This window comes from Estrella lausannensis (assembly GCF_900000175.1).
Classification (GTDB): Bacteria; Chlamydiota; Chlamydiia; order Chlamydiales; family Criblamydiaceae; genus Estrella; species Estrella lausannensis.
Genome location: NZ_CWGJ01000005.1, coordinates 47150 through 67367 on the forward strand (window position 1 = coordinate 47150; position 20218 = coordinate 67367).

14 protein-coding genes are annotated in these 20218 nt (G+C 48.7%); 2 read left to right on the top strand and 12 right to left on the bottom strand.

Annotated features, from left to right (window positions below; genetic code table 11):
- Nucleotides 1–235: 235 nt before the first annotated feature.
- The 7 genes from ELAC_RS01390 to ELAC_RS01420 all read right to left on the bottom strand — a co-directional run bounded on the left by ELAC_RS01390 (nucleotide 236) and on the right by ELAC_RS01420 (nucleotide 11230).
- Nucleotides 236–2836 (bottom strand): ATP-dependent Clp protease ATP-binding subunit, encoded by a 2601-nt coding sequence (locus tag ELAC_RS01390; protein WP_098037495.1) that lies wholly within the window; start codon nucleotides 2834–2836, stop codon nucleotides 236–238.
- Nucleotides 2837–3203: 367 nt separating this feature from the next.
- On the bottom strand, nucleotides 3204–4004 hold the full coding sequence (locus ELAC_RS01395; protein ID WP_098037496.1) for a hypothetical protein: 801 nt from the start codon (nucleotides 4002–4004) through the stop codon (nucleotides 3204–3206).
- A 32-nt stretch (nucleotides 4005–4036) separates the two neighbouring features.
- Nucleotides 4037–5440, bottom strand: a complete 1404-nt coding sequence (gene hemG / locus ELAC_RS01400; protein WP_098037497.1) for a protoporphyrinogen oxidase — start codon at nucleotides 5438–5440, stop codon at nucleotides 4037–4039.
- Between the two features lie 5 nt (nucleotides 5441–5445).
- Nucleotides 5446–6495: a uroporphyrinogen decarboxylase gene (gene hemE, locus ELAC_RS01405; protein WP_098037498.1), complete on the bottom strand. Its 1050-nt coding sequence runs from the start codon at nucleotides 6493–6495 to the stop codon at nucleotides 5446–5448.
- Between the two features lie 20 nt (nucleotides 6496–6515).
- Entirely contained in the window at nucleotides 6516–8528 is a 2013-nt protein-coding gene (tkt, locus tag ELAC_RS01410) for a transketolase (RefSeq protein ID WP_420810325.1), read from the bottom strand.
- Nucleotides 8529–8967: 439 nt separating this feature from the next.
- On the bottom strand, nucleotides 8968–10146 hold the full coding sequence (locus tag ELAC_RS01415) for a glycosyltransferase family protein (protein ID WP_158227773.1): 1179 nt from the start codon (nucleotides 10144–10146) through the stop codon (nucleotides 8968–8970).
- Entirely contained in the window at nucleotides 10112–11230 is a 1119-nt protein-coding gene (locus tag ELAC_RS01420) for a hypothetical protein (RefSeq protein WP_098037500.1), read from the bottom strand. The genes ELAC_RS01415 and ELAC_RS01420 overlap by 35 nt, the downstream gene beginning before the upstream one ends.
- Nucleotides 11231–11533: 303 nt before the next feature.
- On the opposite strand from ELAC_RS01420, the gene ELAC_RS01425 reads away from it, so the two are divergent.
- Nucleotides 11534–12988, top strand: a complete 1455-nt coding sequence (locus ELAC_RS01425) for a hypothetical protein (protein WP_098037501.1) — start codon at nucleotides 11534–11536, stop codon at nucleotides 12986–12988.
- A gap of 113 nt (nucleotides 12989–13101) precedes the next feature.
- Here the strand turns inward: ELAC_RS01425 and ELAC_RS01430 are convergent, their stop codons facing one another.
- From ELAC_RS01430 to ELAC_RS01450, 5 genes are all read right to left on the bottom strand, one after another.
- Nucleotides 13102–13521, bottom strand: a complete 420-nt coding sequence (locus tag ELAC_RS01430; RefSeq protein ID WP_098037502.1) for a hypothetical protein — start codon at nucleotides 13519–13521, stop codon at nucleotides 13102–13104.
- Between the two features lie 130 nt (nucleotides 13522–13651).
- Nucleotides 13652–14410, bottom strand: a complete 759-nt coding sequence (locus tag ELAC_RS01435; RefSeq protein WP_098037503.1) for a hypothetical protein — start codon at nucleotides 14408–14410, stop codon at nucleotides 13652–13654.
- Nucleotides 14411–14431: 21 nt separating this feature from the next.
- Nucleotides 14432–14866 (bottom strand): ExbD/TolR family protein, encoded by a 435-nt coding sequence (locus ELAC_RS01440; RefSeq protein ID WP_098037504.1) that lies wholly within the window; start codon nucleotides 14864–14866, stop codon nucleotides 14432–14434.
- A gap of 327 nt (nucleotides 14867–15193) precedes the next feature.
- Nucleotides 15194–15736, bottom strand: coding sequence for a MotA/TolQ/ExbB proton channel family protein (locus tag ELAC_RS01445; RefSeq protein WP_239414298.1), 543 nt, complete (start codon nucleotides 15734–15736; stop codon nucleotides 15194–15196).
- Nucleotides 15714–18485 carry a tetratricopeptide repeat protein gene (locus tag ELAC_RS01450; RefSeq protein WP_098037505.1) on the bottom strand — a complete coding sequence of 924 codons (2772 nt, stop codon included), beginning with the start codon at nucleotides 18483–18485 and terminating at the stop codon, nucleotides 15714–15716. Before ELAC_RS01450 ends, ELAC_RS01445 begins: the two co-directional genes overlap by 23 nt.
- 631 nt (nucleotides 18486–19116) lie before the next feature.
- On the opposite strand from ELAC_RS01450, the gene hctA reads away from it, so the two are divergent.
- Nucleotides 19117–19533 carry a histone H1-like protein HctA gene (gene hctA, locus ELAC_RS01455; RefSeq protein ID WP_098037506.1) on the top strand — a complete coding sequence of 139 codons (417 nt, stop codon included), beginning with the start codon at nucleotides 19117–19119 and terminating at the stop codon, nucleotides 19531–19533.
- The last annotated feature ends 685 nt before the right edge of the window (nucleotides 19534–20218 follow it).

Sequence of the window (20218 nt, forward strand, 5' to 3'; positions counted from 1 at the left end):
TGTTTCTAAATTTGGTTTTTGGCAAAGAGAAGACTCTCTAGATGGGTGCGCAAATCACGTAATATTAGTGGTATGTGGTAAATTGCAACCTTTTCATCCGAGGAAGTTTTTTCAAAGCCACGCCCAAATTTTGAGGTGCTTCCGGTACAGATGGGAAATTTCATCCAGTATAAAAATAGAAGGCGGCTTGAGGATCAAGCCGCCTTTGAAGCGTAAGAGATAAAAGAGTTATGTCTTACTCTTTTGCGTGGGTATGAAGGTCGTCCTTCGAAAGAGTCTTCTCGCCATTTTGGCGGCGCACTCGTTTCTTTGACTTATCTTTTTTGATATCGACCAGTTCCAAATCCTTGAAGACAAGCGAGTCGTCTTGCGCCGTGATGAGGCATCTTCTGCCTTTGTCGGGTTCGGCAAGAAGCTTTTCGGCAAGCGGGTCTTCCAGATACTGCTCGATTGTACGGCGCAGAGGTCTCGCTCCCATCTCGGGTTGGAAGCCTTTTTCGACCAAGAACCCTTTGGCGCTGTCGTCCAGCTCGATGAAAATCTGTCTGGCCTCCAGCCTCTTCTGCAGCTTTTGCACTTCGATGTCGATGACATGGAGCAGGTGCTCGCGGCTTAAAGGATGGAAGATGATGAAGTCGTTCAGACGGTTCAAAAACTCCGGCTTGAAATGCTTTTTAACTGCCGTCTCGATCTTGTCTTTGATGGTGTTATAATCGAGAGTGTCCTCTTTCGCGCCAAAGCCCACTTCGGAGCTTTTCTTGATCAGGTCGGCACCCAAGTTGGATGTCATGATGATGACGGTATTTTTGAAGTCGATCTTGCGTCCAAACGAGTCGGTCAGACGCCCCTCTTCCAGGATCTGTAGGAGGATGTCCATCACATCGGGGTGAGCTTTTTCGATCTCGTCAAAGAGGACGACAGCATAGGGACGCGCTCTGACTTGTTCTGTCAGCTGGCCGCCCTCTTCATGGCCGACATATCCCGGAGGCGATCCGGTCATCCTGCTGACGGCAAACTTCTCCATGTACTCTGACATGTCCACCTGGATCAGGGCGTCCTCGCCGCCGAATAGGTTGATGGCAAGCAGTCTTGCCAGAAGCGTTTTACCGACGCCTGTAGGGCCGAGAAATAGGAAGGCACCGATAGGGCGGTTGGGGTCTTTGATGTCAGCACGGCTTCTGCGGATAGCGCGGCAAACGGTTTTGACAGCGTCATCCTGGCCGATGATGCCTTCTCTCAGCACCTCTTCCATCTTCAGCACTTTTTGTGTCTCGCCTTCTGTCAGACGGCTCAGCGGAATGCCGGTCTGCTTGGCGATCACAGCTGCCACATCCTCTTCATCGACGATCACTTCGTGGGACTGTTTATCGATCTCCCAGTCGGAACGGATTTTTTGCAGGTTTTCGCGGAGCGTCTTCTCTTTGTCGCGCAGCTTGGCGGCCTTTTCATACTCCTGTTTGCTGATTGCCGTCTCTTTGGCGATCCTGACCTCTTCGATATCCATCTCAAATTTGCTGATATCTTGCGGTTGGTTCATCATGGAAATGCGCATCTTGGCGCCGGCTTCATCTAGCAGGTCGATCGCTTTGTCAGGCAGGAATCTGCCGTGGACATACCGATCCGATAGGACGGCCGACGAGCGGATCGCATCTTCGGTATAGATACAGTTGTGGTGCTCTTCGTACTTTCCTTTCAGTCCGCGCAAGATCTCGATCGTCTCTTCGACAGAGGGCGGCTGAACCATGATCTTCTGGAAGCGCCTCTCAAGCGCAGCGTCCTTCTCGATATGTTTGCGGTACTCATCGACGGTTGTTGCGCCGATGCACTGAATCTCACCTCTGGAGAGCGCCGGTTTTAAAATGTTGGAGGCGTCGATGGCCCCTTCTGCCGCTCCGGCGCCGACGATCGTGTGCAGCTCGTCGATGAAAAGAAGGATGTTTCCATTCTTTTTAATTTCGTCCATGACCGCTTTGATGCGCTCTTCGAATTGCCCGCGGTATTTGGTACCCGCGATCATGAGGGCGAGGTCTAGGGTGATCAGTTTTTTCTTGAGCAGATTGTCCGGCACTTCCCCCTTGACAATCGCTTGCGCAAGCCCTTCGACGATAGCGGTCTTGCCAACACCTGCCTCGCCGACGAGCACCGGGTTGTTTTTCCGTCTTCTGCACAAAATGAGGATCAGTCTTTCGACCTCTTCTTTCCTGCCGATGACCGGATCCATCTTCCCTTCGCGGCACATTTCGGTTAAATCGTAGCCATAGGCTCTCAGGGCCGGCATCTTGTCCTGGGCATTGCCTCCGCTCGCCTTTTCAAATGGCTTGTTGGGGTTTTGTCCGCCTCTTGTTGTCTGCTGCTCTCCCATCACTGTCGAGCTGCCGATCGGGGGCAGCTGCAAGTTAAATGTCTCCAGCTCCTTAAGGACTTCTTTGCGGACTTCCTTGAGGTTGACGTTCAAGTTTTCGAGCACTTGTGCCGCAACACCGTCCGTCTGTCTTAAAAGGCCAAGAAGCAGATGCTCCGTGCCGACGTAGTTATGATTTAAGTTGGCCGCCTCTTCGTTGGCGTATTCGAATACCTTTTTTACCTTGCCTGTAAGCGCCGGGTCGCCATAGACCTGAATCTCGGGACCGAAGCCGACCAATTTTTCCACTTCACTGCGGACAGTCTCAAAATCGATATTGAGGTTCCTTAGAACGTTGACGGCGACACCCTGACCCAGTTTGAGCAGCCCCAAAAGGAGGTGTTCTGTGCCTAGATAATTGTGATTTAGTCTCTGAGCTTCTTTTTTGGCGAGTTTGATGACCTGCTTTGCTCGGTTAGTAAATTTATCAAACATAAATTGCTCGCTTTTGAATCGATGTTGAGGCTCTAAAAACCAAAATCTTAAGGCAAATGCCCCTGTTTGGTTTCATTGGCTAATGCTCGGGCGATGAGGCGGTTCTTAGAAATCCTTTTCCGGCTGGGAGTTGGCGTCTGCAAATCCCGTAGCTTAGAATGCTTAGTCGCTAGAGGCAGTATCCTCTCCTTAAGGTTTACTACCTAACTTTAATTTAGGAAGGCTCCCTATTTTTTGCAATCATTAGAGACTGTTATCGATGAACGAGGGGATGAATTGATATACCGAATGAGTCTTTGCTGCAGTTGAAGAAAGGTTGGAAAGGGGGGTGTCTGCTTTTGTCAAACAGACACTACCCCGGCATTTTTTAGAGGGACATGACAAATCCCAAGGTGACGGGAAATGTCCAGACGGGGCCGGTGTGGCCGACGGAGATGGCTTGGATATCTCCGGCATTGCCTCCCAGATAGATTTTGTTGTTGGCGCGGAACTGTCCTGCCCAGATAGCTTCGCCCATCAGCACCATGTCGATACAGTCGATGAAGTTGAACGAGAAGCCAAGCTGGAGGCCCATGGCCGGCACAGTTTCTTTTTGGAAGTATGTCAGGCCATGCTCCGAGAAGCTGAACTGGTGAGAATGGTAGTCGGCCTTGACTTTGCTCAAAAACTTGGCACCGACTTTAAAGCCGATAAAAGGATCGAAATAGCAGCCGCAGGAATCGGCCCCGACGAAGTGGTAACGGTAGCCTATCCAGAGACCTAAATCGCTGTAGCTTTTGAATTTGAATTCGCCATGGATGTCATCGACATTAAAGTGGAAATCCTTCCCTGTCGCCTTGGCGTAGGTGATGCTGAAAAACACTTCGCTGCTGTCCGTATCGGCATAGCCTACATCCAGCCCGATAGTCCAGGGAAGGTTAAACTGATCGCGGAAACCGGGTGAATCGTCCTCACCGACGATGCCGCCAATGCCGTCGGGTCCGATGAAGAGATTGTCGCTTCTATGGGAATAATAAGATGGAACGATGCCTCCATAAACCCCAATACGTACCGAGGAAGGGGGTAGGGGTCCTTGGCACCAGTAGGAACATGAATCGGCACTGAGTTGTCCAAAAAACATGCTTAGAGCGAAGCATGTAAAGGCGATGCGGCTTAATGGGAAACGCATGGATATAACCTCCCTTATCTTTAAGAAAGGAGTTATCGCAAGCTCTTGCTTTTTTCGCAAATTAAAAGACAGGCTCTTAGCGTTTCTGCCGCGGCCCGATTGGCGGTGTGAATGCAGTCTCCGACTGAAACTCCTCCTACTGAAGATCCTATCCACTGCAGCGTAGGGAGCTTGGTTTTAAGCTCTTGTTGAAAGCGCGCCATCTCCCGGCAGTGGGCGATGCCATATTGAGGGATGGCCGATGCAATCCGATGCACTTCGATAAAATCGGGCTGCAAGGGCTTTATTTTTAAATGCCGGCTAATCTCTTTCAGGGCAGTTTCCTTAATTTCCTCGTCGGTTTGCTGAAGGAAGCCAGGGTGTAAAGCTCCACCCAGCATCGCCGTCATGCGTGTTTTGAATGAGCCTTCCCCTTGGCTTGGAAAAATTGAGGAATCGAAAATCGCTCCCAAGAGCGGGCTTTTTTCCTGAGACGGGACAAGGTATCCGAAGCCTTCGGGGACTTGATGTAATTTAGATTTGAAGCCAATCGGAACGACGGCAAGAGAGGCGTAGGGGATCTCGAAGCCGCAAGCTGCTTCCGGCAAAAGGGGGCCCAGGAGTTTTTTGAGTGGGGGGAGGGGGAGGGCGGTAATGATCGAGCGCGCTTTGAACTGTTTCCCTGACAAAAGGGTGATGGTCCAGGTTTTGTCGAAAGTGAGTTTAACAACCTCCTCTCCTTTGAAGAGAGTGTCTTGCAGATCCTTTTCTAAAGCGTCAGTTAACGTGGCCATTCCTTGCCTGAAGGAAAACAGCGGTCCTTGCCGCTTGTAAACTTGCATATCGACAGGCGGTGGCGTCCTGTCTCCGAAAAGCATCCACAGGATGAGTGAGCGATGGGTCGTTTCTGCCACCGATAAATCGGGAAAACAGGCTCTTAAGGATAACTGGCGGCTGTCGCCTGCAAATATCCCCTTCATCAGGGGGTCGATAAAAGTGTCCGCCAGATCTTTTGAGAAACGCCGCGCAAAAAAATCGGCGACCGTTTCATTTTCATTGTTACCTCTGGCAACAAAGGGTTCTCTTAAAAGGGCTGGCAGGAGTTTTCGTGACAAAGGAGAGAAAATTAGGGATAGAAAGCCTGAAGGGGCCTTTTCAAGCTCTCCATTCTGGAGGATATAGCGTGCATGACTTGCTTTGGCCGGGAACAGAATCTCATTTTGAAGATTTAACGAGAGAGCGAGCCTCAGTGCCTCAAGCCCCGTGCCCCTTGTCCGGATCGTGTGAGGGCCGAGATCAAAGAGAAATCCTTCTCTCCGAAGAGTTTTGATCCATCCTCCGACTCTGTTTTCCTTTTCAAAAAGGGCTTGCTTGACTTTTCCGCCGCCTTCGGTCTTTAAAGCATAAGCTGCCGCGAGTCCGCTGATGCCTCCCCCGATGACTGCGACGTCAAGCATCCGGTCTATCTCCTGACCTCTTCGATAAGCGTTTGAACTGCAGCTATCGGAGTTTCAGGGTGTATGCCATGGCCTAAGTTGAAAATGAAGCCCGGATCGCCCTGCATGCTGTCAACTATCCTTCTCGCTTCCTTCCTGATTGCCTCTTGCGATCCAAGGAGGATATCGGGATCGAAATTGCCCTGGATGGCCAGATGCGGCATGTCCTCTCGCATCCGCCTTAAGTCAGCGTTGATGTCGAAGCTGATCCCTTGCGGATTGACTCCTTTGATAAGCTCTGCGAAAGAAGAACAGGCTTTGGAGAAGAAAATGACCGGTACTGAGGGCTCGATGGCGCGGATGATTTTTTCAATATAGGGAAGCGATAGCTCTTTCATCTGGCTTGAGGAAAGGGCACCAGCCCAGGTGTCGAACAATTGAACCGCGTTGACACCGGCATTGATTTGCATCTGAAGGTACTGGATTGTCAGGTCGCTTAAAATCTCCATCAGCTTTTTAAAGGCCTGAGGATTGTTGACGACCCATTTTTTAGTCTTTAAAAGGTTTTTAGAAGTGCCCCCCTCGATCATGTAACTGGCAACGGTGAATGGAGCTCCGGCAAACCCGATCAGGGGAACGTCCAGCTTATTTTTGATCAGCTCAATCGTCTCGGGGATGTAATCTAAGCATGGGGGAAGGGTGTCCTGCTCGATGCGATGCAGATCAAGAGGTGTTTTCAGGGGGTATTTGAAAACAGGTCCCAGTTTTTCTTCAAATGTGAGTCCCAGGCCCAAAGCATCCGGAAGCACTAAAATGTCAGAAAAAAGAATGGCAGCGTCAAACTGGAACCGCCTTATAGGCTGGGGGGGGGTTTCTATAGGCTGTGTTGTGATTTCACAGGCTATTTTGGGAGTCTGCACCATCTCCATAAAAGAGTGACGCGAACGTATCGCCCTATATTCAGGGAGGTAGCGTCCGGCCTGGCGCATCAGCCATAGCGGGATCTTTCCCGACCTGTTTTCTAAGCGCAGGGCGGAGAGAAAATGGGTATTTTTATGAGCGATTGCAAAGGGCATGTTTTGTCTTTGATCTAGAGTTACAGAATACGTTCCAGAATGGAGGGCACGGTAAACCCAAACTCTTCCGCAAGCTCGGGAGCCGGTGCGGACAGGCCGAATGTATCCATCGAGATGGCGATACCTTCGCGGCCGATGTACTTGTGCCAGCCAAATTCGACCCCCGCTTCAATGCTGACCCGTTTCCCAAGGTCGCCTCCGAAGACGCTCTCCTTATAGCTTGCGTCCTGTTCTTCGAAAATCTCAAAGCAGGGCATTGAGATGACGCGGACGGATTTGCCGAGCTTCTCCAATTCTTTAGCAATGTCGAGAGCCAGTGAAAGTTCCGATCCTGTCGCTACAAGCATGTAGTCAGGTTTTCTCGTCTCTTTCATGACGATGTAGGCCCCCCTGCCCATTCCCTGGGAGTAAGGGACTTTTGTCTCTTTCAGCTCCGGCAGATTCTGACGCGACAGGCTGAGTGCAGTCGGGCCTTTGTAAGTCAGCGCGGCAAGCCAGGCCATTTTCACTTCGTTGCTGTCTCCCGGACGGATGAAGTGCAAGTTGGGTATTGCCCGCAGGGCGGCGTAGTGCTCAATCGACTGGTGGGTAGGGCCGTCTTCTCCTAAGAAAATGGAGTCATGCGTAAATTGGTATACGACCTGAACTTTCATGAGAGATGCAAGGCGGATTGCGTTGCGCATGTAGTCGGAGAAGGTTAAGAAGGTGCCGATGTAAGGGATTATCATTCCTGTTTCGGCCATTCCTGTCGCCATCGTCGCCATTCCGAATTCACGGACGCCGAATTTGATGTTTCTTCCCTTGAAACTTCCCGGCTTTACCGCGTCGGCCTCTTTGATCCAGGTCATGTCGGAGCAGGAAAGGTCTGCCGATCCGCCGTAGATAAAGGGCATGGTCTTGCAAAGTTCCTGGATGACGGCGTTGGAAGCGTTTCTGCCTGCGATGGGGTTCTTGATTTCAATCTTATAGAGTCTCTCTTCGATGTCTGTAGGGAGAGACTTTTCCTGCATTTTCACAAATTCGTCGAAGAGAGCGGGGTTTTCCTGTTTCCAGGCGGCGAATTTTTTATTCCACGCCTCTTCCAAGGCTTCTTGCTCTTTCAGTTTTTTTGCGAAGTAATCATATACCGATTGCGAAACATAGAAAGGTTCCAAGGGCAATCCCAGAGCTTCTTTTGTCAGTTTAAGCTCATCAGGTCCAAGAGGTGATCCGTGTACTTTACTTGTTCCTGCCCTGTTGGGAGAGCCTTTCCCGATGATGGTGCGGGCGATGATCAGTCTGGGTTGCTTTTGGTCTTTTCTTGCCAGGGTCATCGTTCTGTGGATGTCGTCGAAATCGTGGCCATCCATCTCGAATACTTCAAAGCCATAGGCCTTGTAGCGCTCTTTGGTGTTTTCGGAACAGGAGTCGCTTAAAGGACCGTCCAGGGAGACTTTGTTGGCATCATAGATAACGATCAGGTTGTTTAAGCAGAGGTGTCCTGAGAGAGAAGAAACTTCGGAAGAGACACCCTCCATGATATCGCCATCGCCGACGAGGCAGTAGACTTTACTGTCGAATAGGGATTGCTTTTCGGTATTGAACTTGGCGGCCAGTAGCTTAAGGCCAAGAGCTTGCCCTGAGGCGTTGCCGATTCCTTGGCCGAGCGGGCCTGTCGTTGTTTCCACTCCGTCTGTTTCATGCGATTCGGGGTGCCCGGGAGTAATGGAGTGGAGCTGTCTGAAGTTCTTGATGTCTTCCAGCGTCACTTTGAATCCCGACAGGTGCAGAAGGGAGTAGAGCCACATGGAGCCGTGTCCGGCAGAGAGGATGAATCGGTCACGGTTGATCCAGGAGGAGTGTTTTGGGTTATGGCGCATTGCGATGCCATAGAGGTAAGCCCCAATCTCAGCGCAGCCAAGAGGCAGTCCGGGGTGGCCGGAGTTCGCTTTTTGGACAGCGTCGATGGAGAGAACACGTACGGCCGCAGCGATTTTTGCTAAATTGGCTTTCGTTTCGCTATCAAGAGCAGGGATGTCATTTGGCATATTCATTCCGCTGCCTTTCATCTGTTGAGTCTCCATGGAGCTGTCCTTTCTTTCAATATTAGCAGGAGCATTGAGCAGAGGAGTTGAAGAGTTGTCTGCCGTGCACCTTCAAAATCATTCACTTTGTGCGGTCTTTTTGCTCTGTTGCCCAACTTGTCAAAATCGGCGAAGTTGGGTGCAATCGACTATATACCGAAAGTATCTCGAAATTCCAAATTTTGAGATACTTTCGGTATAACCGGAACGGAGCCGGGTTCGCATTAGACCGCTCAAGGATAATGTAACTGCAAGATGGGATAAGTGCAAGCGGCTCTTTAGCAGGTGCTCATTTCTTGACGATTGCCGCCCACTCTCTCAGAAACTGACTCTAAAAAAATCATGCGATTTCAGTTTTAAGACGGGCTCTTAGAGTCTAATTCAATGGCAAAGCGTACCGATGCATTTTTTAAGAAGCGATGGTCGTCAGTAGCTTGGGGATGATCTCTTTGATGGTTCTAGCCCGGTGGTTCCAGGTGTGATTTTGCAGCACTTTCTCCTTGGCCAGTCTTACCATGCCCTCAAGGCTTGTCGGGTCTTTCAGCACAGCATTGATCCGGTCGTTCATATGGCTCCATCCTTTGGGGGGATAGAGAATGATGTCGCGGCCATCGATAAACTCCTTTCTCGTATAGACAGTGTCGTTGGCGACCACCAAAGCACCAAGTAGAGGGGGGACGAATAGCCTCTCATGCGATCCGGTTTTAAAAAAGGGACTGCTGTTCAATGAAATGCGGCTTCTTTTCAGGATTCTGTGGGATTCTTCGTAGTCGACGGGATTGTGGACGGTCACGTTAGCCATATCGGAGAGGTAATCCTGCCATCCTCTGTAAGGGAAGATATCCCCTTCGCAGCTGCCTCCAAAGACGTGAACTTTAGCATCCTTGATAGAACGGATCAGCCGGATGCGGTCCAGCCCTCGCGTGTAGATATCGAGATAGCGGAAGATCTGCATGAAGTCGATCTCTTTTGGCGAGATGTTTTGGTTGCTCAGAGCGACTGCCAAGGCGGCATGAAGGGGAGTGACGTTGTCATTTAAGAAAATTTCGATGCTCTCTTCCAAAAGGGAGACCTCCCCTTTCGTTAGCTCCTCTTGCCACCTTTCCCTAAGCGATAGATAGTCGTAGCAGCTGCCGATGAAAACTACATCGAACTCTTTCTCTTCCGCTTTCTCCTCTGCAAGCTCCCGGCTTGCGCCATGGGGGAGAAAAAAGACGTTTTGCTTTCCAAAGCTTTTAATTCCTTCTACATCGGATCTGTCGACTACCGAGACGATGCTATAGGGAGCGGCGACCATATCCATATAGTAAAGAGCCGGGTCAACCAGGATGCTGAGGTGAGGTATTTTCAGCTGCTCCCAAAGGTACTTGCCGTCAGCGCTTGGCACAAAGCTGTTAAAGGAAATGGTAAGATCGGGAGAGGCCTGATGGATTTTAAAGTGGGGCATTTTGCGGAACTGGGGATCTTCTACATCAAAGATCGTCGATTCAACACCCTCTTCTTCAAATGCTTTGGATAGTTCTTTGGTGAAATGGCGCTTTGATTGGTACTGATTATAATTGGTCAAAAAACAGACTCGTTCCAGCATGGTGCTTAGTACCTTCGTTAGAAAGCCAGTCTCTGGCATTTCGTTCATAATTGTAGATCTGAATCCAGTCATTCGGAGGATAGCGGGGATGGCGATGATTTTCAACCATCCATTCAGGCTCTTTCGGCGGAATCCACTCTAGCGGCATATATCGATGCATGTTAACGGATTGAAAAAGTCCGAACATCATATGTTGAAAGGCAAAGCGGCTCACGTCCTTCAATGCGCTCCGCCTTCCGATCAACCTTCGGCTGGCGGAGGCAGCTTCCTCCACTTTTGAGACCATCTCCCGATAGGTAGGGGATGCTCCTGACAGCTCGAACACCATTTCGATGACACCCTTGTTCTCTTCAAGAAACCCCAGCAGCAGCTCTTTGTCGTCGATCAGCGCCTCGTAGCACTTTTCTAAATTAACGAAGAATTCCTCTGTCCCCTCTTTCAGCGCCTGCGGGCTGAGTGAAAAGGCCTCGGCGGCGCTCATCATACGCATACTCAGCGTGAACAGTCTTTTCAAAATATCAATCAAGTGGCGGAATATTTTGCTCAGAATTCGAAAAAATGCGTTGAAAAAGCTCCTGATGGAATTTGTAATTGCCGCGGAGAGGAATTGGCTCTCGCCTGGTTTCAGCCAGCGAGATCTTTGGTAGAGTTCTGTGTTGTCAAAGGCGGTTTCCGATAGTTTTTTGATCTCTTGTAAAAGAAGAAGCTCTTCACGGGCGCATTCTGCGATCCTGGTGGCGATGAGCACAGAACCGGCGGCCAGTTTTACGAAAAAATTATCCCCTGCCAACCAATTCACGGAGTGTCCCGCGGCCAGTTGGATAAAGTTGTCAGGATTGCCGTAAGTAGTGGCCTTCTCAAAGAGCTTCCAGACGAAATGCACTTTTTGCACTGCGGAAAGGACCTGATCCCAAAAATAGGAGGTTTCCCCTCTTTCGAGTACAAGAGTGCGTGTCGCTGATTGAACGACATGGAGGGGATTGATGATAGCCACGTTGGATTTGCCTCCGGCGGATTTAGCTATTGGAAGGAGTGTTGTAGGAACCGCATGTTGGGCAGCGTGGTATTTTTCGGGCTTCGGCATCAAGAAATGAGCTTAGGCAATATTCACACCGGTGAAGTTTAACAGGGGAAAACGGTTTGGTTCGTTTTTTCTTAAGAAGCAGAAAATAAACCCATGGCAAGGCGATCATGAGAGTGGTAATCACAAAATAGAGTGTGATGGCCGATTCTAAGGAGACTTGGATCATATTTAATTCCTTAAGAGATTATCGTCTCTTATGCTTGATTTTCAAGCCTACCATTTATGATGTTTTTTAAAGAGGTTCAAATTACACTGGCTATTGCACAAGTCTTTAATCTATAGAGTTTAACAAGAGCGGTTGCGGTGCTTTCCATCTTATCTTCCTCCCATTTGCTAAACCCGCTGCGCATAGGAGAGAAACCTTGCCCTGAAGAGAAGTTAAGCTGGCTTGGCAGAAGCGCTGACTGGATTTTCGATTTTGGGCAGAAGAGCTATAACCTATATCCGCTTAGAGGGCGGCTTGTCGCCTGTCCTTTCCTGGATAAGCGCTGCCGCTCCTGGATTGAGATAGCCATCAAGGTGCTTCTGATTGCGACCTTCATTATTCCACTGGTCGCGCTAGCCGGTAAATGGATCCATCGGTCCGCCAACAAAATCATCGCGACTGAATACCCCGATCCTATTTTTACCCTTTTCGAGGCAGCATCGCTTATTGAGGATCCTGGACTGAGGGAAGAGGCTCTTTTCCACTCTGAAATGGTTCTCTATCCTGATGATTTTGAAAGGAGGGTAGAAGAAGCTCTTTCAAATCCTCATCCATTCATTAAGAACGATGAGCTGATGAAGCTCTCCTCTGAAAAGGCCAAGAGAGATCCCAAACGAGCATTTTCCCTCATCAACTTGATCGATAACAGAGAGATCAAGCATCGGGCATCCATGAAGGTGCTTGCCCTGATTTTGCCGGATCATCAAGAGAGTGCGCACCTCTTTATCTCCTCCGTCCGGGAGGAAAGCCGGCGGGCGGTCTATCTCTCACTGCTGGCTGCATCCATCCATGAAAAATGGCCGGCCAGAGCAAAGCAACTCGTAGTGCAAGCTGTCGATTTGATCATAAATGTGGATGAGCCTCATCAAACCGATGCCTGTGTCAAAGCAATTCCATTTTTGTACAAGGTGGATCATGCCGTTGGCCAAGAGATAAAGCAAAGGGCCTGTCTGATCGCAAAAAATCACGAGAGGCCTTACATGCGCGTTCAGGCTCTTTCAAAGCTGGCAAAATGTATCCCGGTTCCCGCTGAAGCGGTCGAGTTGGTCGATGAGGCTGCCCTAGAAGCAGAGAACGAAGGGGACTTGGTATTTAGAGAGTGGGCATTGAAAAAGCTGTCTAAGACCGCTCTCTCGATTTGCCGAGAGAGAGCGATTCGCATCATCGATGAGAAAATCTCTTTGCCCCATATCAGGGCTGTCTCGCGAGCAACCGCCGCTGTATTTGAAGCAAGACTTAGCCAGACGAGAGCCAGAGAGTTTTTAAACCTGTCGAAATTGGATATTGAGTCCATAAGAGGAACTATCTTGCGCTCAGCCTGCCTCGAGGAGATGATGACGCAAGTGGCGAAGGCGGATCTTGCCTCGGCGTTTGATATGATGCAAACGCTGCAAGATAGCCATGAAAAACAAATCGCAGGGGAAGCTGTGATTTTGGAGATGGCCGTCACCGCTCCACAAGAGGCTTTGCTGTTGGCAAAAGCTGAAGAGGGCCCCTCGCGAGACAGGCTGCTCTTGAATATCGTAAGGAAGATAGTAGATAGGGCCGGCTGATTTTATCTGGAAAATATCTCGAAATTTGGTATGGGGGCTTTCGGTATAAGAGACTGCCCACAAACACTTTGTACTATTTTAGTTTATGGGCAATCTTTTAGTTATCGGCCAGTTTAGTTAAGAGTGAACATGTTGAACTTAGCTTCTCTTTCCTTTTTTCTGAGAAGATACAGTTCTTTGTTCTGCTCTTTTCTGTCCATTTTCAGACGCATTTTCTGAATCCTCTCCTCAAGTCCCATCCCTTCCTTTTTGCAGCGAGTCGCCCTATTGGCCTCTCTTGCTGTGGGCGCTTGAATTTCGGTTTGTTGTGGTTGATGAATAGTTCTGATCGCCCTTGTATGAGTTTTGTAAGTTAGAGAGTTGTTTTTTTCTTGCTGCAAGCTGGCGTGCCTGCATGACTGTTTTTTGGAGGGGTATCTTACATGAACTTGAACAATGGGTTCCGCTCTTTCAATTAGCGCGGGTAGTACGGGAGTGTTCGGAGGGACGGCGTGATTTGGATATGCCGGTACGTGGACGAAGTTGTTTCCCATAGTGGTATTGTTACCTTATTATTTAAAAAAGGTTGATCGAATGTGGTTATTTCCTCAGGAGAGGATGTTCCTTGCCTGATTAAACCCTGGACACTGTAGCATGAGAGTCGTTTTGAATCTAATAAAAACGTCAGGGATATGCTGTGAGAGGGTTTTCTTCGGTGATGGTAACTTCAATTAACCCTTTAATAAGAGGCACCGGCGTATTGGCCTTGAAGGAAAGGGCGGCTATGACCGTTTCTGCTTTTTTGCGGATCGGTTCATCGGAGTAGGCTGAAACAAGTCTGGAAGAGGCAACCTCCCCTGATGAGCAATCGACTATGCACTCGAAGACGAAAACGTGGCGCTTGGCTCTCTCGCCAAAGGCACGAGTCTTTTGCTCTTCGAAGTTTGTAAGGGTGATTAGAGCTGTTTCGGAGAGCCCGCCGCCCAGCTTTATTTCGAGGGGAGGATAGTATCTCCCTCTGGAAGGTAGCGCCCGTTCTTTTTTGGCTGACTCCTTTAAAAATGCGGCATAGACGGCATCTGTTTTTTCTTCCGATAAGATATCCGCCGGCGCTTCGGCGAGGCTCTCCGGCAGCAGAAGGGGGGAGGCTTGCCTCGTAAGGGCTTGAAGCAGAGACTCGGTCTCGGCTTCTCTTTCACCCGAGTAGGAAATGGGCTCTTCCATCTCCCTTGTCTCGATGGCTACAAAAACTTTCCCCTTTTCCTTATAGGGTGTCTCCCGGTCGGGTCTTCCGGTATCGACAAGCAGAAAGAATAGCAAGTGGTAGATAACGGCCAAAGAGAGCGCCAGGAGAAGGGGTTTGGATAAGCCAAAGGAGGTCTTTCCGCTTAAATGGATTAAGTTCTTATGCCCTCCCTCTCGTCTGATTTTTAGCCTGGACACTCACGACCCCTTTTTCAATGATTAAGAATCGGACAGGGAAGTGTCATAGACGAGCCTGATCGAAGAGAAGCTCTCCTTGGCTATGGAGAGGATCTTTAGAAAGGAGTCATAGTCTACCCGTTTGTCGATGGAAAGCACTAAAGTAGGCGGTGTTTCCGGATTTTGTCTCGTGAGCGCCTCATGCTCTTTTTTCAGGGCAGCGTCGAGCGAGGGGATATCGACAATGTTCTTCTTCGAGCCAAGATATAGTACATGCTGGGCGTCCATGACGAGGATCAGCCTTGTTGTCACGGCATCATCCTCCCTTTCGATCTGGGGGTGTTCTATATAGAGGGACTTTAGCGGTAGAATTTCCGAGGAGATAATAAAGAAGATGAGCATCAGAAAGACAACATCGACAAGGGGCGTCATGTCGATCAGCGTAAACGAAGGTTTCAGCTTGGTCTTGAAGCGCATAGCAATCTCATTTTTTTTATTGTACCGATCGCATCGTAAATTTTGAGACACTTTCGGTATATACCGAAAAGTATCTCAAAAATTGGGGTTTTGGCAAAGAGAAAGCCTCGGGATTGAAAGATTACAAGTCACCTAATATTAGAAATATGAGGTGACTTGTAATCTTTCAATCGCGAGAGCTTTCTCTTTGCCAAAAGTCAATTTGAGAGACACTTTCGGTACAATTTCAGTCTCTAGTCTTCTCTTGTGTCCAGGAGAATATCAACGATTTCGTTGGACGAGGTTTCCATCTCAAGAACAAAAGTCTCGATTTTGCTGACGATATAGTTATAGGCCACCCCCCCCCGCCAGCCCTGCGGCTGTTGTGATCAGGGCAAACTCCATCGCTTCACCCAGCTTTGTGGCGGAAATATCCACCATTCCGCTCATCCTCATTTCCGAAAAAGCCTGTATAAATCCGAGAACCGTCCCCAACAGTCCAACCATGGGTGCTATATGGGCGACCACCGAAAGGATTTTTGCATTTTTTTCCAGGGAGGCTACTTCAACCATCCCCGCAATCTCGATGGCTGTCTCAATCTGCTCTTTGGATTTTTGATGCTTTGCAAGCGCCGCTTTGACAATATTGGCGATAGCGCCCCCAGTCTCTTCGCAGATCTGTACGGCCTCGACGATGCTGCCGGCAGACAAAGCATCCCTTATCCTGATGATCAACAGATTGGTGTCCCGTTCGGCCTTGTGCAGGTAGAGCAGCCTTTCGATAAAGACAGCCACGCTCGCGACCGACAGGGCGGCGATAATGATCAAAATAAGGTTCCAGCTAGCAGTCATCTGGGAGAGAAAGCTGCTAATGATGACGATGTTCTCCATATTGCTCTTCCAAAAGTTGTTGGGCTTTTGCCTGCCACTTTCCACCCATTCTTTCCAGGGCTTCCAGCTGCTTGCGATAAAGGTCTAACCGGTTTTGTTCTTTGTAGATATAGGCCCGCTCCAGCATCGCCTGAACTCTTAAAGAAGAGACAGCATCGGCGTTGACGACGGAGGAGAAGACGTTCATGGCCTCATCGAGTCGGCCAAGAGACTTCAGGCAGATTCCCATTTTGATTGCCCCGTCGAGTTTTTCATCGGTGGTAAATCCTGTCGTGTCTTGCTCAGCAAGCAGAAGGTGGTTCATTGCCTCTTCATATTGAGAGTCTTGGATGCAAAGGCCTGCGGTTAGATAGTGGGCTTTGGTAAAATAGTAGCCCTGTTTGATTCCGGCTCTTCGAAGGTACTCCATCGCATCGGACAGGTGGCCTCGTCCCCGTTCAGGAGAGCCAAGCTCCATTTCTGCCTCGGCAAGCAAGAGCTTGGCATCCATATACAGAAACCAGCCTTTGAAAACGGAAGGGAGTTGGTTGGTTTCGGGCTGAAGCTCAGATACAAGGCGGGCAAATATTTCCCTTGCATACTCCAGATACACTTCCTTTTTCGCCGCCTTGGACTCTTTCGCTATTAGGAAGTTGCAAAGGCCGGTCTCCAGTTCTGCGTTGAAGGAAAGAAGGGTGAGCGACTCCTCTTGATCTTGCGGAATGAGCTTTCCTTGCCTGAGGGTGTGGAAGGAGGATGACGCTTTTGTGAAAGCTTCGATGGCTTTGGTTAAGCTTTTTTTGCGGATCCACTTGCCTTCAGGTGACTTCCTGTCTTGCTTATAATCAAGACCGATCAGGTAGTAGGCAAGAGGGATGCGGGGCGAGTCTTTCCAATCGGAGGTAAACTGTTCAAGATGTTTTATCTCAAGCCTGCCACCGCTTAGATACTCTTTAAGCGTGTAACGCCTGAAAGCGGCTTCTTTGGCGAGTGGATGGCTCTTGTGTCTTTCGGCGATATAGGCAAGGTATGCGGCTCTTTCATCATAAGATCTCTCATTTTCCGCGATGGAAGCTAAGAGATTGAGCTCTTCGGGAAGGAGCGGGGTCAGGTCTTTTTCTTGGTTTCCATTTAGCAGCAGGGCTTTGGCTTTCTTTAACTCTTCCATTTGATACAGCGAGGAAGCAAGAATAAACCGCGCCTCTTTTAGAGAGGGGTTGTCCGGGTTTTTCTTAAGGGCGGCTTCATAGGATTCCAAGGCGGTATTGGCCAAAGCGGCAGGGTTGTCATCTCCGTTCTCTAAAGCAATCCGGGCCTCATAAGCTTTGGCGAGAGCTTGTTCAGGTTGATCTTTATCCCTCAAAGAGGCGAGGATTTTTCTTGCCTGCGGCAGATGCTCTTTTGTCCCGAGAGCCGCTTTGACAAAAGAGAGGGCCGCTTTGGCAAAGAGGGGTGACTCAGGGTAGGTTTCCATGAAAAGAGTCAACGCTTGGGCGCTTTCTCTGAACCGGAGCTTGCTTTCTTCTAAAAATCCTTCTTGATTTAAGGTGATCGCCCACCTGATCAGATGAAAGCCGTGCAGCAGGGCAAGCGAGGATTTTTTGTCCTTTTCGGCCCCGGCAAGTAAGATAAGGAAGCGTTCGTTTTTCTTCTTGAAGTCGCCTTCGGATTCCGCCTGCAGCAAAAGTGCCAGTCCGCCTGCTTTTTCAGAGGGGAGTTTCAGCAGGGAGAGGATGATTTCCTGCTCTTGCCCCTCAATTTCATCCTTGCCGGCGCCACTCATTTTTTTAGCGAGGAGGTTTTTTCCTCGGCCGATCAGCCCTTCTTCTTGGCTGCCGAGAGCGATTAAAGTTAAGAACGCCTGATCAGCCTGAGAAAAGAGCTCTTCGCTCTCTTTGCCGGTCTTTTCCAAAGCAAGGGCAATGGAATAATGACCATACTCGGCAAGCAGCGGCTTCAGCATATCATCGGCAATTTTTTGCCGAACACTTTCTTTCAAAGACTTAAGCGCGAGCGAAGTGTTGCCTCTCAGCATGTGCTCTTGAGCATTCAGATAGAAAAGAAGACTCCTGTAGAGAGGATCAGTAAGCTTCCTGGATTGGAGAGCGTCGAGGGCGGCGGAGGCTTTTTCTTGGTCTTGTGCCAGGAAGGCAGCGATGACTCTTTTAATGGAGGCATTTTCAATGGCATCAGAGGACGTTGAGGATTTGAGAACCTCCTCAAAATAGGAATCGGCCTCGATATATCGCTTTGTTTTTAAAAGGAGGTTTCCCTTTTCGAGTAGAACCTGATCTCCCTGACCCTCTTCTTTTGACAGAAGTTTTCCCAAAACAGCATCAGCCTCTTCATAGCGGTCCAAATTTCTGAGAGCCGCCGAAAGCATCAGAAGGGAAAAGGGGTCATCGGGAGGCTCCTTTTTTGTCAGTGCCGCAACTTGGAAATCATTCCCTTGCTTAAAATAAAGCCACAGCTTCTTTTTAAAAAGATACTCTTTGACAGGGGGGGGGACAGCTGATTGTTTCTCAAGCAGCTGATCGATTAAATGCTGGGCTTCATCAAAGTTGCCGAGAAGGTCGCTCTCCTCGATTTGATTTAAGAGAGGAGAGAGCCCGGTTTGCAAGCTGAGGAGGGGCGAGTCCTTCGTGGAATGGGTTGTACCTACGACATATATAGGAGGAGCGTTCGATCCTGCTTCTTGAAAAGGAGTCGATTCCAAAAAAGCGGCTGCAGCCAGAAAACAGAAGCAGTTTTTTTGGATGGAGCTTAGCATGGTTTCGCTACAATTGGTTTTTTATCTGCTGAAAGTGTCTTAAAATTTTTCGTTAGAAACTGCCTGCAAACTCAAAGACTACTGGTTTGAGTTTGCAGACGGCCTCTAATGCCGAATTTTGAGGCACTTTCGGTATCGAGACTTTCCGCGCCCTTTAAGTCCTTCGAGACAGTCCCGGATTTGGATTGTGCCGATTATGGATCCCTTTTAGGGGCAACACGCCCGATTAATCCGGACAAATGACGAATGGTGAATTTAAAGATTGTCTCTCACCTATACACTATAAAGGAAGAGCTATAAAACCGAAAATAGATCCATCAATCGGAGTAAAGTTGCAATTTTTTAGTGGGAGAGAAGACTTTCTTTGATTGATGCCGAAGCCTTCCATAAATCTACCTTAAAAAAAATCTGAAAAAAAATAGTGTTTTTCGTTCATCTTCTGTTTTTTGTAATAGCGTTCTCATGATATCATGGGGCTATATTTTTCTTTGTGCTCCTTATTTTTTTTCTTCCAAGAGACAAGTTTGGGAAGTCTAAAATAATTACTATTATAAAAAAATGTTGCACAATATATCCAAGGTCGCCTATTGAGTAAATTGTCATGAACGCTAAATTTCGGAGGAAACAACCCATGGCGTTAAAAGATACAATCAAATCGATGAAGGATCTTCTGGAGCAAATCTCCGCAGATCTTCCAAAAGCTGAAAACGGCAACAAAGCTGCCTCGCAGCGAGTCCGTACAGGCACAGTAAAGCTTGAAAAGACAGCGAAAAAATACCGCAAGGAATCAATCTCGTCTGAAAAAGGAACCAAGAGCAAGAAAAAGCCAGCCGCTAAAAAAGCTGCCAAGAAAAGTGCTCCTAAAAGCGCCCCTAAAAGCGCAGCAAAGCATCAAGCTAAGCCAGCTCAAAAAAAAAACCCCAAAAAAGGGCCCGCTAAAACGATGAAGTCCAAACGTATGACCTCTCGTCCTTCCGCCCTTATGGTTAAAAGAGGCAAAATGGCGAAAAGGCCTACGGCAAAGTTGGCAAGAAAACACGCTCGCTAGTGATGTTTTTCTCATTTTATGCAGCTTTCGACAGGTGTTGAAAGCTGCATTTTTCTCCTTCAAGCAGCTTCTAAATAGCTTTCATTGTAGCCCTTTCACTCACTTGCCTGTCGTTTCATTAGATGCTAATCTTTCAATCCCGAGGCTTTCTCAAAGCCCTCATGCCAATTTTTGAGACGCTTTCGGTATAGCTTCATGAATGCCCCTCCCCGCATTTCCGATCAAAGTTTCAGCGCCTTGGGATGAGAGGAGCCTCAAAATGTAAACGCCCTCAAATCGAGGTGTGTCAAAATATTTTGGCAAGCAGTCCATTTTCAGCCAGTGTCGCACCGATCTGAGTTTGCGGGCAGGGGTCTTTAAAAATTGGATTGAGACTGGTTCAAAGGGGGTGTTGGTCTCCCGATAATTCTAAATTTAATTAGCAGGGGATAGGGCTTGTCTTTTTTTGAGAGATAGGGTATTTTCTTTTGGTTAGCCTTAGAAATAAACGGTTAAGTTCAAACGTTACTATATCGACTATGCCGAAGGTGTCTTACAGCTAATTCCCAAATTTTCAGGCACTTCCGGTATATATTGCCCCTCTGTTTAGAGTTGAACGGACGGTCAAAGAACCCCTGGCTCTTGGCGAGGTTATATCGGGGCAGACAATTAGAGGCTGTCCATAAACTGAAATCGTATGATTTGT